This is a genomic window from Streptomyces hygroscopicus, assembly GCF_026168105.1.
In the GTDB taxonomy this organism is placed as follows: domain Bacteria; phylum Actinomycetota; class Actinomycetes; order Streptomycetales; family Streptomycetaceae; genus Streptomyces; species Streptomyces hygroscopicus_D.
This window is the reverse complement of record NZ_LBMW01000072.1, coordinates 1-18604: the sequence shown is the minus strand read 5'-3', so window position 1 is coordinate 18604 and position 18604 is coordinate 1. Positions and strand designations below refer to the sequence as shown.

The window sequence follows — 18604 nt, the reverse complement described above, 5'->3', positions numbered from 1 at the left end:
GCCGCGCCCTGCCGGGTAGGCGCAAGGAGCGGGGGCTCCCTGTGGGGTCCCGTTCACAGCCGGGCCGCGGTCCTCATGGGCCAGCCGCCCGTCTCCGCGGGCCACACGCCTGCGGAGCGGCCGCTTTCGGGAACTTCGGCCCTACGGAGCGGCCGCGTCACGCGGAACCTCCCCGGCCGGGTGACCGCTACGCGTACCCGGTCATGGTCTCCGGGTGCGGTCATGGTCTTCGTGCGCGCGCATGGTCTCCGGGTGCGGGCACGGTCCTGGCACCCGGGCACGGTTCTCGCGTCCGGGCATCGCCCCCGCGTGCGGTCATGGTCTTCGTGTGGGGTCATGGTCTTCGTGTACGGGCATGGTCTCCGTCTGCGGGCACCGCCCCCGCGTGCGGGCACCGCCCCCGCGTGCGGGCACCGCCCGCGTTCATGACCCCGGACCGGCCGGGGCCCGGGTTCGAAGGCTTCGCCCGGGGTGGCCGGCCTGTCCGGGCCCCGTGGTGGCCGCGCCGTCCGGTCCGTGGGACCTTGCTCGGCCTGCCGCACCGCGTTGGCGGTACCGTGTCGCGCACAACAGGCCTGTGCGCCGTACCGCGCCGGGCCCGGACCGGGAGCGCCGCAGGACATGAGTACGCAGGATCGACTGACTCACATCGACGACGCGGGGGCGGCCCGCATGGTCGACGTCTCCGGGAAGGACGTGACCGACCGCACCGCGCGCGCCAGCGGCCGTGTGCTGGTCTCACCGCGCGTGGTCGAACTGCTGCGCGGCGAGGGCGTCCCCAAGGGCGACGCGCTCGCCACCGCGCGGATCGCGGGCATCATGGGCGCCAAGCGCACCCCGGACCTGATCCCCTTGTGTCACCCGTTGTCGGTGTCGGGTGTGAAGCTGGACCTGTCGGTCGCGGACGACGCCGTGGAGATCACGGCCACCGTGAAGACCACCGACCGCACAGGTGTCGAGATGGAGGCGCTCACCGCGGTCACCGTCGCGGCGCTGACCGTGATCGACATGGTCAAGGCGGTCGACAAGGGGGCGGTGATCACGGACGTGCGCGTGGAGCAGAAGACGGGCGGCAAGTCGGGCGACTGGAGCCGGGCATGACGGCACCGGCCCGGCCACCGGCGGGCGCCGCCCTGATGGCGCCGTACGCGGCCCTGGTGGTGACCGCGTCGAACCGCGCGGCCGCGGGCGTGTACGAGGACAAGGGCGGACCCCTGATCGCGGAGGCACTCGTCCGGTTCGGCTTCGCGGTCGACGGCCCCTGGGTGGTCCCGGACGGGGACCCGGTGGAGGAGGCGCTGCGGTTCGGTTCCCGAGCCGGATACGACGTGATCGTGACGACCGGGGGCACCGGCGTCTCGCCCACCGACCGCACCCCCGAGGCGACCCGGGCCGTGATCGACTACGACGTACCGGGCATTCCGGAGGCCATCAGGGCGTTCGGAAGAGAGAAGGTGCCCACTTCGGCGCTCTCCCGGGGACTCGCCGGAGTCGCCGACGGGACGCTGATCGTCAACCTGCCGGGATCCACCGGCGGGGTGAAGGACGGACTGGCCGTCCTGGAACCCCTGTTGGTGCACGCCGTCGACCAGATCCGCGGCGGTGACCACCCCAGGGCCGACATGGGCGGTTCCCCGGTCGGCGAGGACCGCTCCAGACCGAGTGGGGGTACGAACTGAACAGCCCATCCTGGCCCGTCGAGCTGGTGGACGGCGATGTCGTCCTCCGCCCGATAAGGCTGCGCGACCAGCGGGTCTGGCGCGAGGTCAACCGTCGCAACCGGGACTGGCTGAGGCCTTGGGAGGCGACCATTCCGCCGCCCGCGCCCAGCGGCCCGATCGCGCACCGCCCGACCTACCGCCAGATGGTCCGGCACCTGCGCGCCGAGGCGAACGCGGGCCGGATGCTGCCCTTCGTCATCGAGTTCCAGGGGCGGCTCGTCGGACAGTTGACGGTGGCCGGGATCACCTGGGGCTCGATGTGCTCGGGTCATGTCGGCTACTGGGTGGACGAGGCGGTCGCGGGCCGCGGGGTGATGCCGACAGCCGTGGCGCTCGTCGTCGACCACTGCTTCCGGACCGTCGGGCTGCACCGCATCGAAGTCTGTATTCGCCCGGAGAACGGGCCGAGCCGCCGGGTCGTGGAGAAACTCGGATTCCGTGAGGAAGGGCTGCGGCCGCGTTATCTCCACATCGACGGGGCCTGGCGGGACCATCTCGTCTTCGCGCTCACCGCGGAAGAGGTGCCCGAGGGGTTGCTGGCGCGCTGGCACCGGGCACGCGCACAGCAGACACACCCCGGAAAATAAAAAATATGTTCGAAATTGACCGCGCGGCGATCGTCTCGAGCCAATGAATTAGCGGTCCCGTTGGCCTGCTGATCGCATCGGTCCCAAAAAAAGTTCGAAATATCAGCCAGATCGTGCGACACACCGGCTCAATTGGCAGATGGCCTCATGCAAACCCCTCTACCGTGTGAGGCGTGAGCAGCAGCGGCCTCATCTACGCAGTCATTGTCGGGGCCTGGGCCGCCTACTTGGTGCCGATGTGGCTCCGTAGGCAGGACGAGCTGAACGAGTCTCGTCCGACGGAACGCTTCAGCACCGCCATCCGGCTGCTGTCCGGACGGGCGGCTATGGAGCGCCGATACGCCAAGGACCTGCGGGCGCGCTCCACCGAAGAGGGGGAGCACAGCGCCGATCCGGACGGCGTCACCGGCTCGGTGGACGTCCGGGCCTTCGCCATGCCTCCGGCCGGACAGCAGACGCGCACGCGGGTGGAGCCGGAGGACCCCGCCATCCGGGAGCCGGGAGCACAGGGAGCGCCCCGGGCCGCCGGGGCTCGCCACCCCGCCAAGGGCGTGCCGGTGCCGGACCCGGCCGGCGTGCGTCCGTCGGCGGGCAAGGGCGTGCCCAGGGCGCGCAAGGCGTCCTCGGCGGAGGCCATCGCGCGCGCCCGGCGCTCGAAGGTGCTCGCGCGTCGCCGGCGTACGACCGTGGTCCTCTTCCTGGCGTTCACGCTGGGCGCTATCGTCGCCGCGGTCGGAGGTCTCGCGTTCCTGTGGGCGCCGGGCGTGCCGGCCGTGCTGCTGAGCGCGTACATCGCGTATCTGCGGGCGCAGGAGCGCAAGCGGTACACGTTCACGATGGACCGGCGGCGGGCCGAGGTGGCGGCGCAGCGGCTGCGGGAGCGGCAGCCGAGGCGGAGGCCGCCCGTCGACGCCGACGCGGACGAACCGGAGGACGGACCCGAGCCGGAGAGCGACTCGGGGCTGTCCGCCCTCGCCGCCGACCGCCGGGCACTCGTCGAGCAGACCGACCACGCGGAGTGGGTGGACCAGCAGCGTGAGCGCCAGCGCAGGCCCGGCCACGGCGACAGCTGGGATCCGGTGCCGGTGCCGCTGCCGACGTATGTGACCGCACCCGTCGCCCCGCGGGCCACGCCGAGCGTGGACCTGGGAGCGCCGGACGCATGGAGCTCCGCCCGGTCGAGTACGGCGGAGACGGCGGCGCCGGTGCCGGGGGTGACCCCGGCCGACGCGGAGCCGGATCCCGGTGAGCCCCCTGTGAGGTCCGAGGAGCGGACGGAGACCGGCGAGGTCGGCCGGAGCGACGCCCGCCGGGCGGCCTCCGCACGGCGGTCCCGGGAGCGGGGGCGTACGCCGCTGTTCGATCAGTACGAGGACGGAGAACGTCCGCGGGCAGCCAACGAGTAGGTGCGGGGGCTGTCCGGCGTGGCCCGGTGGCTGACCAGGTACGGAACGGATTTCCGGACCGGTCGATGGGGATGCTAGAGTTTCATTCGTTGCAAGGGCCTGTGGCGCAGTCCGGTAGCGCACCTCGTTCGCATCGAGGGGGCCAGGGGTTCAAATCCCCTCAGGTCCACCGCAACAACTCCCTGATAATCAGGGCAGTTGGGAGATCCCGCCCGATCGGAAGATCGGACGGGATCTTTGTTTTGCCAGGGGTTCTGCCCGGCCGTCGCTGAACGCCGCACGCGGGGCGCGGAGTTCGCGGGTGTGAGGGAGTGCACAGGGCCGGGGTGTCCCGGCCCAGTGCGGGACCTACAGCGGCTTCGCGAAGCACAGGCTGAGTTCGTGGAAGCGGTAGTAGCCGAACTTGGCGCACGGCTCGTAGCCGCTGGAGGTGTAGAGGGCCACGGCCTCCGGCTGCTTGGTGCCGGTCTCCAGGACCATGCGGGTACGGCCGGCCGCGCGGGCGTCCTCCTCCAGCGCGGCCAGCAGACGGCGGGCCAGGCCGCGGCCGCGCAGCTCCGCTCTGACGTACATCCGCTTGAGCTCGGCGTCTCCGTCCCGGTACCCCTCCTCGTTCTCGTCCTGGGTGCGCCAGCCGCCCGTGGCGACGGGGTGGTCCCGCTCGTCGTACGCGATCAGGTAGAGGCCGGCCGGCGGCTCGAACATCGAGGGGTCGAGCGGGGTGGCGTCGCCGTCGTCGTCGTAGCGCACGGCGTACTCGGCCTGGACCTGGGCGTTGAGCTCGACGGCGTCGGGGTGGTCGAAGGAGACCGTGCGTATATTCATGCTCTTCATCGTACATCTATGCACATTCGGGGGCGGGGCCCTTCCAGTGTGCCGGTATCGTTCCCGCGTGCTGACTGTGACCACCGTGAACGTGAACGGGATCCGGGCCGCCGCGAAGAAGGGCTTCGTGGAGTGGCTGAACGGGACCTCCGCCGACGTGCTGTGCCTGCAGGAGGTGCGCGCCGAGCCCGGGCAGATTCCCGAGAGCGTGCGGGCGCCCGAGGGGTGGCACGCCGTGCATGCGCCGGCCGCCGCGAAGGGGCGCGCGGGAGTGTCGCTGTACTCGCGGCGCGAGCCCGACCGGGTGCGGATCGGGTTCGGGTCGGCCGAGTTCGACGGCAGCGGCCGGTACGTCGAGGCCGATCTGCCGGGTGTCACCGTCGCCAGCCTGTATCTGCCCTCCGGTGAGGTGGGGACCGAACGGCAGGACCAGAAGGCCCGGTTCATGGCCGAGTTCCTCGGCCATCTCAAGGAGTTGCGCGAGCGGGCCGGCGCCGAAGGGCGCGAGGTCGTCGTGTGCGGCGACTGGAACATCGCCCACCGCGAGGCCGACCTGAAGAACTGGCGCGCCAACCAGAAGAACTCCGGCTTCCTGCCGGAGGAACGGGAGTGGCTGGGACGGGTCTTCGACCCCGAGGACGGCGGCTACGTCGATGTGGTGCGGGCGCTGCATCCGGGGCTCGAGGGACCGTACACGTGGTGGTCGTACCGCGGGCGGGCCTTCGACAACGACGCGGGTTGGCGCATCGACCACCAGGTGACCACGCCCGGGCTCGCCGCCAAGGCGGTCAAGGGGTACGTGGAGCGGGCGGCCACGCATGCCGCGCGCTGGTCCGACCATGCGCCGGTGACGGTGGTCTACGACCTCTGAGAGCGCCGTTACGGGCGCTGCTCGCGCCGGCGCAGGCGCCGGTCCAGGGCCAGGGAGAGTTCCGCCTCCACCACGCTCTTCGCCAGGGGGCGCAGGCGGTGGACGTCCTCCGGGGGGCGGTCGCCGGTGGCCACCAGGTCCGTGAAGACCTCCGCAAGGGCTTCCGCGTGGTCGCGGACGCGGCGGGCGGCGGCCAGGACGTCCGCGAGCGGTATGCCCTCGCGGACCAGGGCCGCCGAGACGTCCAGCAGGCGACGGCTGATGTGGACGATCTCGCCGCGGTCCGTGCCGAGGTAGCCGAGTTCGAGGGCGGCGGCCAGGTTCTCCGGGGTCGCCTCGCCGCCGAACACGTCGGCCAGGGCCTCCGGGGTGAGGCGGACCGGAGTCTCCTCGGTGGGCGCGCCCAGGCCGAGCAGGTCGCGGACGTCGCGTCCGTGGTCGAAGGCCTCGGCCAGCTCCGCTACGCCGCTGAGGGTGTGACCGCGTTCCAGGAGCGCCGAGATCGTGCGCAGCCGGGCCAGGTGCGTGTCGTCGTACCAGGCGATGCGGCCCTCCCGGCGCGGCGGCTGGATCAGCTTGCGCTCGCGGTAGAAGCGCAGGGTGCGCACCGTGATGCCGGCCTCCTTGGCCAGCTCCTCCATGCGGTACTCGCGCCGCTCCCCGTCGTCTCCCACGCCCCGAACCCTACGTCGTACCCCGGGCATCTTTCCTCGCTCCGCCCCCTACCCATCGGTATGCCGCTGCCCTACGCTCCCATTGCGCCAGTGTTCACTGGCGCAGTCGTACGGACCGGGGAGGCTTCGGGATGGCCGAGCGCGATGATGTGCCTCATGTGCGGGTGGCGGTGGTCGGGTCCGGATTCGGCGGGCTCGGGGCCGCCGTGCGGCTGCGCCGCGAGGGCGTGACCGACTTCGTCGTTCTGGAGCGGGCGGGGGGCGTAGGGGGCACCTGGCGCGACAACACCTACCCCGGCTGCGCGTGCGACGTCCCCTCGCACCTGTACTCGTTCTCCTTCGCACCCAATCCCGACTGGCCGCGCACCTTCTCCGGACAGGAGCACATCCGTGCCTATCTGGAGCACGTGGCGGACGTCTTCCGGCTGCGGTCCCACATCCGCTTCGACTCCGAGGTGAAGCTGATGACCTGGGACACGGAGAAGCTGCACTGGGCGATCGAGACCAGCAGCGGGGCGCTCACCGCCGACGTCGTCGTCTCCGCCACCGGACCGCTGTCCGACCCCAAGGTCCCGGAGATCCCCGGCCTCGAGGGCTTCCCCGGGAAGGTCTTCCACTCCGCCCGCTGGGACCACGACTACGACCTGCGCGGCAAACGGGTCGCCATGGTCGGCACCGGTGCGTCCGCCATCCAGATCGTGCCGTCCATCCAGCGCGAGGTGACGAAACTGGTCCTCTTCCAGCGCACCCCGCCGTGGGTGATGCCCCGCGTCGACCGCGCGATCAGCGGTCTGGAGCGACGGCTGCACCGCGCGCTGCCCTTCACCACGCAGGTGCGGCGCGGACTGCTGTGGGGCATCCGCGAGTTGCAGGTCCAGGCGTTCACGAAGCACCCGAACGAGCTGGGCTTCTTGGAGCAGCTGGCCCGGCGCAACATGGCCCGGGCCATCCAGGACCCGGCCCTGCGTGCCAAACTCACCCCCGACTACCGCATCGGCTGCAAGCGGATCCTGCTGTCCAGCGAGTACTACCCGGCCCTCGCGCAGCCCAATGTGGACGTGGTCGCCAGCGGGCTGGCGGAGGTCCGCGGGTCGACCGTCGTCGCCGACGACGGCACCGAGGCCGAGGTCGACGCGATCGTGTTCGGCACGGGCTTCCACGTCACGGATCTGCCGATCGCCGAGCGGGTCGTCGGCGCCGAGGGACGCACGCTGGAACAGGCCTGGAGCGGGGGCATGCGGTCGCTGCGCGGCGCGACCGCAGCCGGGTTCCCCAACTGGATGACGATCATCGGTCCCAACACCGGGCTCGGGAACTCCTCGATGATCCTGATGATCGAGTCCCAGCTGAACTACATGGCCGACTTCCTGCGGCAGTTGGACGTGCTCGGCGGACGGGTCGCGCTCGATGCGCGGCCGGCCGCCGTCGACGCCTGGAACCACACGGTGCAGGAGCGCATGAAGCGCACGGTGTGGAACACCGGGGGCTGCACCAGCTGGTATCTCGACGCCACCGGCCGCAACACCACCATCTGGCCCGGTACGACGGCGGAGTTCCGGGGCGCGACACGGCGCGTGGACCTTGGGGAGTACGAGGTGCTGAGGGCGCCCGGGGTGCGTGGCGCGGAACCCGCCGAGGAGCGGACGCCGGTCGCGGAGGCGCGCGCATGAGCCGGCCGGCGCATGTCGTGAGCGGGCCGTACGCGCCCCCCGCCCCGGCGCGGGAGCTGACCGTGGTCTCCGCCGACGGCGCGCGGTTGCACGTCGAGGTGCATGGGTCCGAGGGTGCACCGCCCGTCGTCCTCGCGCACGGCTGGGCCTGCTCGACATCCTTCTGGGCGGCGCAGATCCGGGCCCTCGCCGCCGACCACCGAGTGATCGCCTACGACCAGCGGGGGCACGGGCGCAGTCCCGCGAGCTCCGCGTGTACCACCGAGGCGCTCGCCGACGATCTGGAGGCGGTGTTCGCCGCCACGCTCGCGCCGGGCGAGAAGGCCGTGGTCGCAGGACATTCGATGGGTGGGATGACGGTGCTCGCCGCGGCCCCGCGGCCCCGCTTCCGGGTGCACACGGCGGCCGTCCTGTTGTGCAGCACGGGGAGCGGGCGCCTGCTCGCCGAGGCACGGGTGCTTCCGCTGCGCGCCGGGCGCCTGCGCACCTGGTGCACGGCGCGTGTGCTGGGCTCCCGCGCCCCGCTCGGGCCGGTCACGCCGATGGCCAGGCACATCCTCAAGTACACGACCATGGGCGCTGCTTCGACGCCGGCCATGGTCGAGGCGTGCGCACAGGTGGTGCACGCCTGCCCGCGCGAGGTGCGCCACGCCTGGTCCCGGATGCTCGAGGCGCTGGATCTCGAGGACGCCGTACGGGAGGTGAAGGTGCCGACGGAGGTCGTGGTCGGCACGGCGGACCGGTTGACGCCGCCGGTGCACGCGCGGGCGCTGGCCGCCGCGCTGCCGCACTGCGTGGGCATCACCGAGCTGCCCGGGGTCGGCCATATGACGCCGGTGGAGGCACCGGAGCTGGTGACAGGGAAGATCCGGGAGCTCGTCGCCACGCACGTGGCGGACACACAGGTCAAGGAGGGTGCATGAGCAGGGTGAGCCTGGAGGGGCAGGTCGCGGTCGTCACCGGCGCCGCACGGGGCGTCGGCGAGTCGCTGGCCCGCAAACTGTCGGCGCGCGGCGCGAAGGTCGCCCTCGTCGGCCTCGAGGCGGACGCGCTCAAACAGGTCTCCGAGCAGCTGTACGGGGACAGCGGCCACTGGTACGCCGACGTCACCGACCATGAGGCGATGGCTCAGGTCGCACGCGAGGTGAAGGAGCGGTTCGGGAAGGTCGACATCGTGGTCGCCAACGCGGGTGTGGCGGGCGGTGGGCCGTTCGCCGACTCAGACCCGGAGGCGTGGCGGCGGGTGATCGAGGTCAATCTGATCGGCTCGGCGGTGACGGCCCGTGCCTTCCTGCCGGTGCTGGCCGAGAGCCGTGGCTATCTGCTGCAGATCGCCTCGCTCGCGGCGATCACGCCCGCGCCGATGATGACGGCGTACTGCGCCTCCAAGTCGGGTGTGGAGGCGTATGCCCACAGTCTGCGGACCGAGGTGGCGCACAAGGGGGTCCGGGTCGGGGTCGGGTATCTGTCGTGGACCGACACGGACATGGTGCGGGGCGCCGACCGGGACGATGTGATGCGGGAGTTGCGGCAGCGGCTGCCGTGGCCGTCCAACAAGACGTATCCGCTGGGACCGGCGGTGGACCGGCTCGTGGCCGGGATCGAACGGCGGTCGAGCCATGTGTACGGGCAGGCGTGGCTGCGCGGGATGCAGGCCGTGCGCGGATATCTGCCAGGGATCATCGCGACGGTGGGGTCCCGGGAGATGCGGAGGTTCGAGCCGCGGCTGAAGGGGGTGCGTACGGGGCTCGTGGGGGCCGGTGGGGAGGCCGATGAGCAGCAGCGCCGTACGCTGCGTAACGGAACGTAACTGATCGAAATGCGTGCTTTGTCCGCACGTGTCAGTCTGGTCGAGGCCCAATCCCCTCACCCACCACGGGAGTGAACCCACATGGGCATGAAGGACCAGTTCCAGGAGAAGTCCGAGCAGATGAAGCAGCAGGCCAAGCGCAAGGCGGAGCAGGGCAAGCAGCAGGCCCAACAGCGCGGCCAGCAGGCCCAACAGCGCGGCCAGCAGGGGCAGCAGCGCGGCCAGCAGGCCCAACAGCGCGGCCAGCAGGGGCAGCAGCGCGGTCAGCAGGACGCGCGACGGCTGCAGGACGAGGCGGAGGACCGCTTCAACCAGGACTACGACGCCTAGCCGCTGCGCTCGGCCTTGGCCGGTGAGTGGGGTGCCCTTCCTTTCGAGGGCGCCCCACTTCTGCTGTACCTCTCGGGGCCGGCGGTGACGCAGGGGCGACGACGGGGCGACGGCGGCGTCAACCCGTAGGCCTGGGCGGGAGTTTCGGGCGGGATCCGTTCGGGACGTCGCTGTAGTCCGGTGGCGTGGCCGGGGGGTGGGTGACGAGGAGGTCCAGGGCCAGTTCGACCGCATCGTCCAGTTGCTTGTGGCGGCCCTCCGCCCAGTCCAGCGGGGTGCGCTCGATCTCCAGGTCCGGTTCGACGCCCCGATTCTCGACCGACCAGCCGTACTCGTCGAACCACGCCGCGTTCATCGGGACCGTGATCACGGTGCCGTCGCCCAGGCGGTGGCGTCCGGTCATGCCGACCACCCCGCCCCAGGTGCGCAGGCCCACCACCGGGCCGAGCCCGAGCAGCTTGAACGCCGCCGTGATCATGTCGCCGTCCGAGGACGTCGCCTCGTCGGCCAGCCCGACGATCGGCCCGCGCGGCGCGTTCGACGTGTACGACACCGGTTGGGCGTTGCGCGTCAGGTCCCAGCCCAGGATCTTGCGGGTCAGCTTCTCGATGACCAGTTCGCTGATGTGGCCGCCCGCGTTGCCCCGTACGTCGACGATCAGCGCCGGCAGGGAGACCTCTTTCCTCAGGTCCCGGTTGAACTGTGCCCAGCCCGAGCCCCCCATGTCGGGGATGTGCAGATAGCCGCAGCGGCCGCCGCTCAACTCCCGTACCACCTCGCGGCGCTTGGCCACCCAGTCGTGGTAACGCAGGGGCCGCTCGTCGATCAAGGGGATCACGGCCACGCGACGGGGGCTGCCCTGCCCTTCCGCGGGGGTGAACGTCAGCTCCACCGTCGTACCGCCCGCTCCCGCCAGCAGTGGATACGGTCCCGTCACCGGGTCCACCGGCCGGCCGTCCACGTGGGTCAGGACGGCTCCCTCCCGGATCCCCGCGCCCGCCAGCGGCGAGCGTGCCTTCGTGTCCGACGACTCGCCCGGCAGGATCCGCTTCACCACCCAACTTCCGTTGCGGTGTACGAAATTGGCGCCGAGCAGGCCCTGGTAGCGCTGATAGTGGGCCGGGCCCTCGTTGCGCCGGGCGGGGGTCACGTACGCGTGGGACGTGCCCAGTTCGCCCAGTACCTCGCGCAGCAGGTCCGCGAAGTCGTCCGGCGAGGCGACCCGTTCGACCAGCGGCCGGTACTGCTCGAGGATCGCGTCCCAGTCGATCCCGCACATGTTCGGGTCCCAGAAGTAGGCACGGACGAGCCGGCCCGCCTCGGCGTACGCCTGCCGCCACTCGGCCTCCGGGTTCACGACGTGCATGATCCGCCGCATGTCGATCCAGACCGTCGTGTCGCTGTCGCCGCTCTCGGTCGCCGGGACCGCCCGTAGGTCGCTCTCGTCGACGACCACCAGGCGTGTACCGTCGCCGCTCACCGCGAACCAGTCGAGATGGGCGACCAGTTCGGACTTCTTCGCCTTGCTGATGGTGAAGTGCTCCAGGGTGGGGCGGCCGGAGGTGTCGTCCGGATTCACGAACGTCTCGCCCAGCGCGCCCGAGATCGGCCAGCGCAGCCACACCAGACCGCCGCCCGCGACCGGACGCAGCTCCGAGTACTTCGACGCCGTCACGGCGAACGGAGTCACCCGGTTCTCCAGGCCCTCGACCTCGACGGTCACCACCCCGCCGCCTCCTTCTTCGCCCTCCAGCGGATCGAGACCGCCGGCCGCGGGCCGCCCCTCCGGGTTCAGCGCGAAGGGGGAGGGGGTCGCCGAGGACAGCGGGACCAGGTACGGGCGGCAGCCCAGCGGGAAGGACAGGTCGCCGGTGTGCACGTCGTAGACCGGGTCGAAGCCGCGCCAGGACAGGAACGCCAGATAGCGCCCGTCCCGGGTGAACACCGGGTTCTCGTCCTCGAAGCGGCCGTTGGTGACGTCGACGATCAACCGGTCCTTTATCCGCGCCATCTTGATCTGCCGGAGTGTCCGGCCGATCCCCGGGTGCGACCAGGTCAGCCACGCCCCGTCCGGGGAGAACGCCAGGTCCCGGACCGGCCCGTTGACCGACCGGATCAGCTCGGTGACCTCACCGTCCGGCTCCTCGGTCCCGCTTGTCTCCTCGGCTCCGCTTGTCTCCTCGGCTCCGCTTGTCTCCTCGGCTCCGCTTGTCTCCTCGGCTCCGCTTGTCTCCTCGGCTCCGCTTGTCTCCTCGGCTCCGCTCGTCTCCTCGCCCCCGCTCGTCTCCTCGGCCACGGTGATCAGCAGCAGCCGCCCGTCGTTCGAGGCGATCGCGAGCCGTTCGCCCTGCGGGTCGGCCACCATCTCCAGTACGCGGCCCAGCCGGCCGGAGGCCAGCCGGTGCGGCTCGCGGTCGCCGGAGGCCCGCGGCAGATACGCGATCTCGATCGCGTCGTCGCCCTCGGCGTCCGTGACATAGGCGACCTGGCCGCCGACCCCGAGCATCTCCGGCAACCGGACCCGTACGCCGGGGGTGTCCGTGATCGTGCGGGCGGGGCCGTCGCGGTGGGTGAGCCAGTACAGACTGCCGCGGACGACGACCGCGCTGGCCCGACCGGTCTCGTCGACGGAGATCCCGTCCACGTGCTGCGCCGCCGGTACCTGGTACGGACGGCGCCCGGCGCGCGGCCCGCCCAGATGCACGTCGAGACGGCGCGGGATCGAGTCGGGGGCGAGATCGTCGACGATCCACAGGTCGCCCGCGCACTGGTACACCACGCGCGTGCCGTCGCTGGAGGCGTGCCGGGCGTAGAAGGCGTCGTGGTCGGTGTGACGGCGCAGGTCGGAGCCGTCGTACGCACACGAGTAGAGGTTTCCGATGCCCTCGTGGTCGGAGAGGAACGCGATCCGCCCGCCGACGAACATCGGCGAGTCGAGATGGCCCTCGAGGTCGGCGAGCAGTCGCTGCCCGTGCAGCCACAGCCGGCCCATGGCGCCGCCGCGGTAGCGCTTCCAGGAGGCCGGTTCGTGCGGCGGCGTGCCGGTGAGCAGCAGGGTCCGGTGTTCGCCCTCGACGTCGGCCACGGCGATGTCCGAGACGGGTCCCCAGGGCAGCTTGCCACCGGGGTCGCCGTCGGTGGGCACCTTGTAGGCCCAGGTGAAGTACGAGAAGGGCTCGCCGTGCGAGGCGACGGCGAGGATGTAGGTCGTTCCGTCCTGCTCGGGGGGTGTCCAGCCGCACACCCGGGTGTCGGCGCTGCCCCAGTAGGTGAGCCGCCGGCCGGGGCCGCCGTCCACCGGTGTCAGATGGATCTCCGGAACGTGGCTGCGCCAGCTCGTGTACGCGATGAGGCGGCCGTCGGGCGAGAAGCGCGGGTGACCGACCTTCGTACGGTCGACAGTGAGCCGCCAGGCGCGGCAGGGACCGTCCAGCGGGGCCACCCACAGGTCGTCCTCGGCGGCGAAGCAGAGCCGGTCGCCGTGCAGGTGCGGGAAGCGGAGGTAACCGGGTGCGTTGTCGTGCACGTCGCTCGTGTCGCTCACCTACCCATGCTTTGCCGCGTGACGGGCCCAGGCAACTCGTACGCCGAACAGGTGTCGGCACCCCGCATGGTTGAGCGCCCGACTCGTGATACAGGCCACGTACGAAACTGTTTCGTTTCGCTGAGGGGGCGGGGTATCTTCGATCCATACGGAGAAGCGCGTGCACGCAGCGAAGCGAGCGAAAGGGACAGTGGCATGACTGAGGCATCCAGGGGCGCGGCGACAGCCGCTCCGGTGGAGCCGGTGCTTGCGCCGGGGCGTCGCAGTCGGATCACGCCCGAGCGTGAGGCCGAGTTGTACGAGGCCGTGCTCGATCTGCTCCGTGAGGTCGGTTACGACGCCCTGACCATGGACGCCGTGGCCGCCCGCACGCGGTCCAGCAAGGCCACGCTCTACCGCCAGTGGGGCGGCAAGGCCGAACTGGTCGTGAAGGCCATCCGGCACGGCAAGCGGGGCCATGTCGACGAGATCGACACCGGTTCGCTCCGCGGCGACCTGCATGCGCTGGTGGCACTCGAGGACGACTGCACGATGGAGCAGAACTCCGCGCTGATGCGGGGCGTCGCCATGGCGATCCATCACAGCCCGGATCTGCGCAAGGCGTTCCGGGACCAGCTCGTCGAGCCGGAGATGGCGCAGTTCCGCATGATGCTGCAACGCGCCGTCGACCGGGGCGAGATCCGTCCGGACTGCCCGGCGCTGGACTTCCTGCTGCACATGCTGGTCGGCGGATTCGCCACCCGTGCGCTGCTCGACGACCAGCCGCCGACGCAGGCCTTCCTCACCTCGTACATCGACGCCGTGGTCCTCCCCGCCCTCGGCGCCCCCACCACCTGACAAGTCCCCCAGCCAAGCCCCTACCTGACGTAACCGCTCACGTCGTCGGGCTGATCACCCCTGCCCTGAACACCCCACGACCTGACCGGGAGTACGCCCTCGTGGCCACGTTCCTCTATCGACTCGGCCGACTCGCCTTCCGGCGACGGCACTTCGTCGCCCTGATCTGGGTGGCGCTGCTGACGCTCGCGGGCGTCGGCGCCGCCAGTGCCCCAGCAGCGGGCTCCTCCTCCTTCTCCGTCCCCGGCACCGAGGCGCAGAAGGCCTTCGACCTGCTGGGGGAGCGCTTCCCCGGCATGAGTGCCGACGGAGCCACCGCACGCGTCGTCTTCAAGGCGCCGGACGGTGGGAAGATGACTGACCACGACAACAAGGCGGCCGTCGAGAAGACCGTCAAGGAGCTGCGTGACGGCTCCGAAGTCGCCTCCGTCACCGACCCGTTCACCGCGCACGCCGTCAGCAAGGACGGCACGACCGCCTATGCGCAGGTGAAGTACAAGGTCTCCGGCATGGAGCTGAAGGACTCCTCGAAACAGGCCCTGAAGACGGCCGCCGAGCATACGCGGCACGGCGGGCTGACGGTCGAGATCGGCGGCGACGCGCTGTCGGCCGTACCGGAGACCGGCGCCACGGAGGTCATCGGCATCGCGGTCGCCGCGGTCGTTCTTGTCATCACCTTCGGCTCGCTGGTGGCCGCGGGCCTGCCCCTGCTCACCGCGCTGATCGGCGTCGGCATCGGCGTCTCGACGATCACCGCGCTGGCGAACGCGCTGGACCTGGGCTCGACCACCTCGACGCTGGCGATGATGATCGGCCTCGCGGTCGGCATCGACTACGCGCTGTTCATCGTCTCCCGCTACCGTGCGGAGCTGGCCGAGGGCCGTGAGCGCGAGGAGGCGGCGGGCCGTGCGGTCGGCACGGCGGGCTCGGCGGTGGTCTTCGCCGGCCTGACGGTGGTGATCGCGCTGGTCGGCCTCGCGGTCGTGAACATTCCGATGCTGACGAAAATGGGCGTCGCCGCGGCGGGGACGGTCGCCATCGCCGTCCTGATCGCATTGACGATGATCCCCGCGCTGCTCGGCTACGCGGGCCGCACGGTCAAGCCGGCGGGCGAGAAGAGCAGGCTGCTGGGCGGCGGCCGGGCGGCGAAGAAGGCGGACCGGCCGAACATGGGCACGCGCTGGGCGAGCTTCGTCGTGCGCCGCCCGGTCGCCGTGCTGCTGCTGGGCGTCATCGGCCTGGGCGCGGCCGCGGTCCCGGCGGCCTCGCTGCAGCTGGGCCTGCCGGACGACGGTTCGCAGCCCACGTCCACGACGCAGCGCCGGGCGTACGACCTCCTCTCGGAGGGCTTCGGTCCAGGCTTCAACGGGCCGCTGATGGTTGTGGTCGACGCGAAGGCGAGCCACGATCCCAAGGCGGCGGTCACGACGGTGACCAACGACATCAAGGGCCTGAAGGACGTCGTGACGGTGACGCCCGCGACGTACAACAAGTCCGGCGACACCGCGGTGATCACCGTGATCCCCGGCTCCAAGCCGTCCTCGGCCACGACCGAGGACCTGGTGCACGGCATCCGGGACGCGGGCCCCGGTATCAAGGCCGAAACGGATGCGAAGCTGCTGGTCACGGGCGCGACAGCGATGAACATCGACGTCTCGCAGAAGCTGAACGACGCGCTGATCCCCTATCTGGCGCTGGTCGTGGGCCTCGCCTTCCTGCTCCTGATCGTGGTCTTCCGCTCGGTCCTGGTCCCGCTGAAGGCGGCGCTCGGCTTCCTGCTCTCGGTGACGGCGGCGCTCGGCGCGGTGGTCGCGGTGTTCCAGTGGGGCTGGCTGTCCGGTCCGATGGGCGTCGAGGAGACCGGCCCGATCATGTCAATGATGCCGATCTTCATGGTGGGCGTGGTCTTCGGTCTGGCGATGGACTACGAGGTCTTCCTCGTGACCCGTATGCGCGAGGCGTACGTCCACGGCGAGACCCCAGGCCAGTCGATCGTGACCGGCTTCAAGCACGGCGCGCGGGTCGTCACGGCCGCCGCGGTCATCATGATCGCCGTCTTCTCCGGCTTCATCGGTTCCAGTGAGGCGATGATCAAGATGATCGGCTTCGGTCTCGCGATCGCGGTCTTCTTCGACGCGTTCGTGGTGCGGATGGCGCTGGTCCCGGCGGTGCTGGCGCTGCTCGGCCGAAGGGCCTGGTGGCTGCCGAACTGGCTGGATCGCGCCCTGCCGAACGTGGACGTGGAGGGCGAGGGCCTCCGGGCGGCGCGGGACGCGGGCCGCAAGGACCCGGACGCGGACCAGGACCGGGAGCTGGTGCGGGTCTGACCACGGCCGGGCAGCAGTGAAGAGGGCGCCTCACCTGGGTGGGGCGCCCTTGGGCTGTGCCTGGTCCGACCGGGGCCGGGGCTGGACCTGGACCTGGACCTGGACCTGGACCTGGACCGACAACGCTGTCATCGTCGTCCGTGTCACTCGGCTAGGAGACCCGCCGGGCTCCCCCCGCCCCCGCCAGATACGTCCGCCGCAGGAAGCGGATCAGCGTCTTCGACTCGATCTGCACCACATCGACGCCCCGCGCCGAGTGGAACTCCATCACCGCCTGGACCCGGCCGCACGGCCAGATGCGGACGTCGCCGAGGCCCGCCGGAGCGTGCAGGCCTTCCTCCAGGAGGTCTCGGGAGAAGGCCCACTCATGGGGGCCGGGCAGACCGACGCGGACGGAGCGCGGGTCCGCGTCCGAGTCGTAGCGCAGGATGACGGGGACGGCGTCCGGAGCTTCCGGAGAGTCCGTGACGACATGGGCTCGTGCGTACTGTTCGACAACGGACATCGGATGTCTCCTCACGCTGCGTCACCTGAGCAGAGGTTGCGATTCCGCTACTTTCTCCAGAGTCGCATACGCGGGCGAAAGCGGCTCGTGTGAGCTGCATCTTTGTAAGCCCGCTGCCCTGCCTCGCCTCTGGTCTGCCCATACTCGAGAGCCACACGCCGGAACATCGATGCAACGATCGTGCCGGGCTGGCGAAGCACAGGAATCGCAGGCTCTTCGTGCGTGTTGCACCCACAGTCGCAGGCAATCGGGATGGGAGTGCGGACGTGGACGTGAACGGCGTTGTGGCCGAGGGCTTCGAGCCGGTCAGGGCAGCGTTCGTACGGAACTTCGAGACGCTCGGGGAGCGCGGGGCGGCGGTCGCCGTGTACCGCGACGGGCGCAAGGTCGTGGACCTGTGGGGCGGGACACGTGACGTCGACGGGTCGGCACCCTGGGAGCGGGGCACCGCGCAGATCGTGCGCTCGGCGACCAAGGGGGTCGCCACGGCCGCCCTGCTGATGCTGGCCGAGCGCGGGGAACTCGACCTGGACGCGCCAGTCGGCCACTACTGGCCCGAGTTCAAGGCACAGGGCAAGGAGGGCACGCTGGTGCGGCATGTGCTCGCGCACCGGGCGGGCGTACCGGTGCTCGACCGTCCGCTCACGCCCGCCGAGGCCGCCGACCCCGATCTCGGCGCCACGGTCCTGGCCGCGCAGGCCCCCGCCTGGGAGCCCGGCACCGACCACGGCTACCACGCGCAGACCTACAGCTGGCTGACGGGCGAGCTGGTGCGCAGGGTCACGGGCCGGCCGATGGGCGACTGGATCGCGGACGAGATCTCCGGTCCGCTGGGCCTCGACCTGTGGGTGGGCCTGCCCGCGGCGCAGGCGTACCGGGTGGGCCGGGTCGGTCCCGTCGAGGCACCGGCGCAGGACGGCGCCCTGCGCGCCCGCCCCAAGCGCGCGGTCGCCGAGGCGTACGCGGACCCCGGCAGCCTGACCCGCCGGGCCTTCGCCGCGATCACTCCGTTGCCCGACGAGAACGACCCCGCCTACCGCGCGGCGGTCCTCCCCGCGTCGAACGGCATCGCGACCGCCGACGGCCTCGCCCGCTTCTACGCCGCCCTGACCGGAGAGGTGGACGGCATACGTCTGTTCGCACCGCGGACGCGGGATGCGGCCCGCGCGGAGGCGTCCGCCGGTCCCGACCGGGTGCTGGTGGTCTCCACCCGCTTCGGCCTCGGCTACATGCTCCACGGCGGCGCGTCCCCGCTGCTCGGCCCCGGCTCCTTCGGCCACCCGGGCCGCGGCGGCGCCCTGGGCTTCGCCGACCCCGAATCGGGCATCGCCTTCGGCTACGTCACCAACGGCTTCCGCAAGAGCGTGACGGCGGACCCGAGGGCCCAGGCGCTGGTACGGGCGGTGCGCACCGCACTGGCGTAGCCGACCGGCGGGAGTGGCGCAGCCGCGACCGGCGGGTCCGTGCGCGGCGGGTCCGTGCGCGGCGGGTCCGTGC

16 protein-coding genes and 1 tRNA gene are annotated in these 18604 nt (G+C 71.4%); 13 read left to right on the top strand and 4 right to left on the bottom strand.

Features of this window, described 5'->3' with window-relative positions; translation table 11 throughout:
- Positions 1-621: 621 nt before the first annotated feature.
- The 5 genes from moaC to AAW14_RS36540 all read left to right on the top strand — a co-directional run bounded on the left by moaC (position 622) and on the right by AAW14_RS36540 (position 3883).
- Complete coding sequence (moaC, locus tag AAW14_RS36560; protein WP_265568756.1) at positions 622-1101, top strand: cyclic pyranopterin monophosphate synthase MoaC; 480 nt, start codon at positions 622-624, stop codon at positions 1099-1101.
- Positions 1098-1679 (top strand): MogA/MoaB family molybdenum cofactor biosynthesis protein, encoded by a 582-nt coding sequence (locus tag AAW14_RS36555; protein WP_265568755.1) that lies wholly within the window; start codon positions 1098-1100, stop codon positions 1677-1679. The genes moaC and AAW14_RS36555 overlap by 4 nt, the downstream gene beginning before the upstream one ends.
- Positions 1680-1705: 26 nt before the next feature.
- The gene (locus AAW14_RS36550; RefSeq protein WP_265568754.1) at positions 1706-2308 is read left to right on the top strand and encodes a GNAT family N-acetyltransferase; all 603 of its coding nucleotides are present in this window, start codon (positions 1706-1708) and stop codon (positions 2306-2308) included.
- Positions 2309-2481: 173 nt separating this feature from the next.
- Entirely contained in the window at positions 2482-3714 is a 1233-nt protein-coding gene (glpR, locus tag AAW14_RS36545) for a gephyrin-like molybdotransferase receptor GlpR (RefSeq protein ID WP_265568753.1), read from the top strand.
- 95 nt (positions 3715-3809) lie between these two features.
- A tRNA-Ala gene (locus AAW14_RS36540) sits at positions 3810-3883 on the top strand.
- Between the two features lie 179 nt (positions 3884-4062).
- Here AAW14_RS36540 and AAW14_RS36535 read toward each other — a convergent pair.
- Positions 4063-4539 carry a GNAT family N-acetyltransferase gene (locus tag AAW14_RS36535; RefSeq protein ID WP_265568752.1) on the bottom strand — a complete coding sequence of 159 codons (477 nt, stop codon included), beginning with the start codon at positions 4537-4539 and terminating at the stop codon, positions 4063-4065.
- A gap of 67 nt (positions 4540-4606) precedes the next feature.
- Between AAW14_RS36535 and AAW14_RS36530 the strand changes: the two genes are divergently transcribed.
- Entirely contained in the window at positions 4607-5410 is an 804-nt protein-coding gene (locus AAW14_RS36530; protein ID WP_265568751.1) for an exodeoxyribonuclease III, read from the top strand.
- Between the two features lie 8 nt (positions 5411-5418).
- On the opposite strand, the gene AAW14_RS36525 is transcribed toward AAW14_RS36530, so the two are convergent.
- Positions 5419-6051 (bottom strand): MerR family transcriptional regulator, encoded by a 633-nt coding sequence (locus AAW14_RS36525; RefSeq protein WP_265568765.1) that lies wholly within the window; start codon positions 6049-6051, stop codon positions 5419-5421.
- 164 nt (positions 6052-6215) lie between these two features.
- On the opposite strand from AAW14_RS36525, the gene AAW14_RS36520 reads away from it, so the two are divergent.
- The 4 genes from AAW14_RS36520 to AAW14_RS36505 all read left to right on the top strand — a co-directional run bounded on the left by AAW14_RS36520 (position 6216) and on the right by AAW14_RS36505 (position 9894).
- On the top strand, positions 6216-7754 hold the full coding sequence (locus AAW14_RS36520; protein WP_265568750.1) for a flavin-containing monooxygenase: 1539 nt from the start codon (positions 6216-6218) through the stop codon (positions 7752-7754).
- Positions 7751-8677, top strand: coding sequence for an alpha/beta fold hydrolase (locus AAW14_RS36515; protein ID WP_265568749.1), 927 nt, complete (start codon positions 7751-7753; stop codon positions 8675-8677). The genes AAW14_RS36520 and AAW14_RS36515 overlap by 4 nt, the downstream gene beginning before the upstream one ends.
- Positions 8674-9564: an SDR family oxidoreductase gene (locus tag AAW14_RS36510; protein WP_265568748.1), complete on the top strand. Its 891-nt coding sequence runs from the start codon at positions 8674-8676 to the stop codon at positions 9562-9564. Before AAW14_RS36515 ends, AAW14_RS36510 begins: the two co-directional genes overlap by 4 nt.
- A gap of 81 nt (positions 9565-9645) precedes the next feature.
- On the top strand, positions 9646-9894 hold the full coding sequence (locus tag AAW14_RS36505) for a hypothetical protein (RefSeq protein WP_265568747.1): 249 nt from the start codon (positions 9646-9648) through the stop codon (positions 9892-9894).
- A gap of 118 nt (positions 9895-10012) precedes the next feature.
- On the opposite strand, the gene AAW14_RS36500 is transcribed toward AAW14_RS36505, so the two are convergent.
- Positions 10013-13438, bottom strand: coding sequence for a S41 family peptidase (locus AAW14_RS36500; RefSeq protein WP_265568746.1), 3426 nt, complete (start codon positions 13436-13438; stop codon positions 10013-10015).
- 195 nt (positions 13439-13633) lie between these two features.
- Between AAW14_RS36500 and AAW14_RS36495 the strand changes: the two genes are divergently transcribed.
- Together AAW14_RS36495 and AAW14_RS36490 are read left to right on the top strand one after the other, a co-directional pair.
- Complete coding sequence (locus AAW14_RS36495) at positions 13634-14275, top strand: TetR/AcrR family transcriptional regulator (RefSeq protein WP_265568745.1); 642 nt, start codon at positions 13634-13636, stop codon at positions 14273-14275.
- A gap of 101 nt (positions 14276-14376) precedes the next feature.
- Positions 14377-16602: an MMPL family transporter gene (locus tag AAW14_RS36490; RefSeq protein ID WP_265568744.1), complete on the top strand. Its 2226-nt coding sequence runs from the start codon at positions 14377-14379 to the stop codon at positions 16600-16602.
- 151 nt (positions 16603-16753) lie between these two features.
- On the opposite strand, the gene AAW14_RS36485 is transcribed toward AAW14_RS36490, so the two are convergent.
- Positions 16754-17107 carry an SsgA family sporulation/cell division regulator gene (locus AAW14_RS36485; protein ID WP_265568743.1) on the bottom strand — a complete coding sequence of 118 codons (354 nt, stop codon included), beginning with the start codon at positions 17105-17107 and terminating at the stop codon, positions 16754-16756.
- 266 nt (positions 17108-17373) lie between these two features.
- On the opposite strand from AAW14_RS36485, the gene AAW14_RS36480 reads away from it, so the two are divergent.
- Complete coding sequence (locus AAW14_RS36480; RefSeq protein ID WP_265568742.1) at positions 17374-18531, top strand: serine hydrolase domain-containing protein; 1158 nt, start codon at positions 17374-17376, stop codon at positions 18529-18531.
- Positions 18532-18604: the final 73 nt, after the last annotated feature.

What these genes read in the sequence shown, in the direction of transcription:
- moaC (WP_265568756.1), top strand. Translation starts at nt 622, where the DNA reads ATGAGTACGCAGGATCGACTGACTCACATCGACGACGCGGGGGCGGCC.
- AAW14_RS36520 (WP_265568750.1), top strand. Translation starts at nt 6,216, where the DNA reads ATGGCCGAGCGCGATGATGTGCCTCATGTGCGGGTGGCGGTGGTCGGG.
- AAW14_RS36535 (WP_265568752.1), bottom strand. Translation starts at nt 4,539, where the DNA reads ATGAATATACGCACGGTCTCCTTCGACCACCCCGACGCCGTCGAGCTC.
- AAW14_RS36495 (WP_265568745.1), top strand. Translation starts at nt 13,634, where the DNA reads ATGACTGAGGCATCCAGGGGCGCGGCGACAGCCGCTCCGGTGGAGCCG.
- AAW14_RS36485 (WP_265568743.1), bottom strand. Translation starts at nt 17,107, where the DNA reads ATGTCCGTTGTCGAACAGTACGCACGAGCCCATGTCGTCACGGACTCT.
- AAW14_RS36510 (WP_265568748.1), top strand. Translation starts at nt 8,674, where the DNA reads ATGAGCAGGGTGAGCCTGGAGGGGCAGGTCGCGGTCGTCACCGGCGCC.
- AAW14_RS36515 (WP_265568749.1), top strand. Translation starts at nt 7,751, where the DNA reads ATGAGCCGGCCGGCGCATGTCGTGAGCGGGCCGTACGCGCCCCCCGCC.
- AAW14_RS36525 (WP_265568765.1), bottom strand. Translation starts at nt 6,051, where the DNA reads ATGGAGGAGCTGGCCAAGGAGGCCGGCATCACGGTGCGCACCCTGCGC.
- AAW14_RS36505 (WP_265568747.1), top strand. Translation starts at nt 9,646, where the DNA reads ATGGGCATGAAGGACCAGTTCCAGGAGAAGTCCGAGCAGATGAAGCAG.
- AAW14_RS36555 (WP_265568755.1), top strand. Translation starts at nt 1,098, where the DNA reads ATGACGGCACCGGCCCGGCCACCGGCGGGCGCCGCCCTGATGGCGCCG.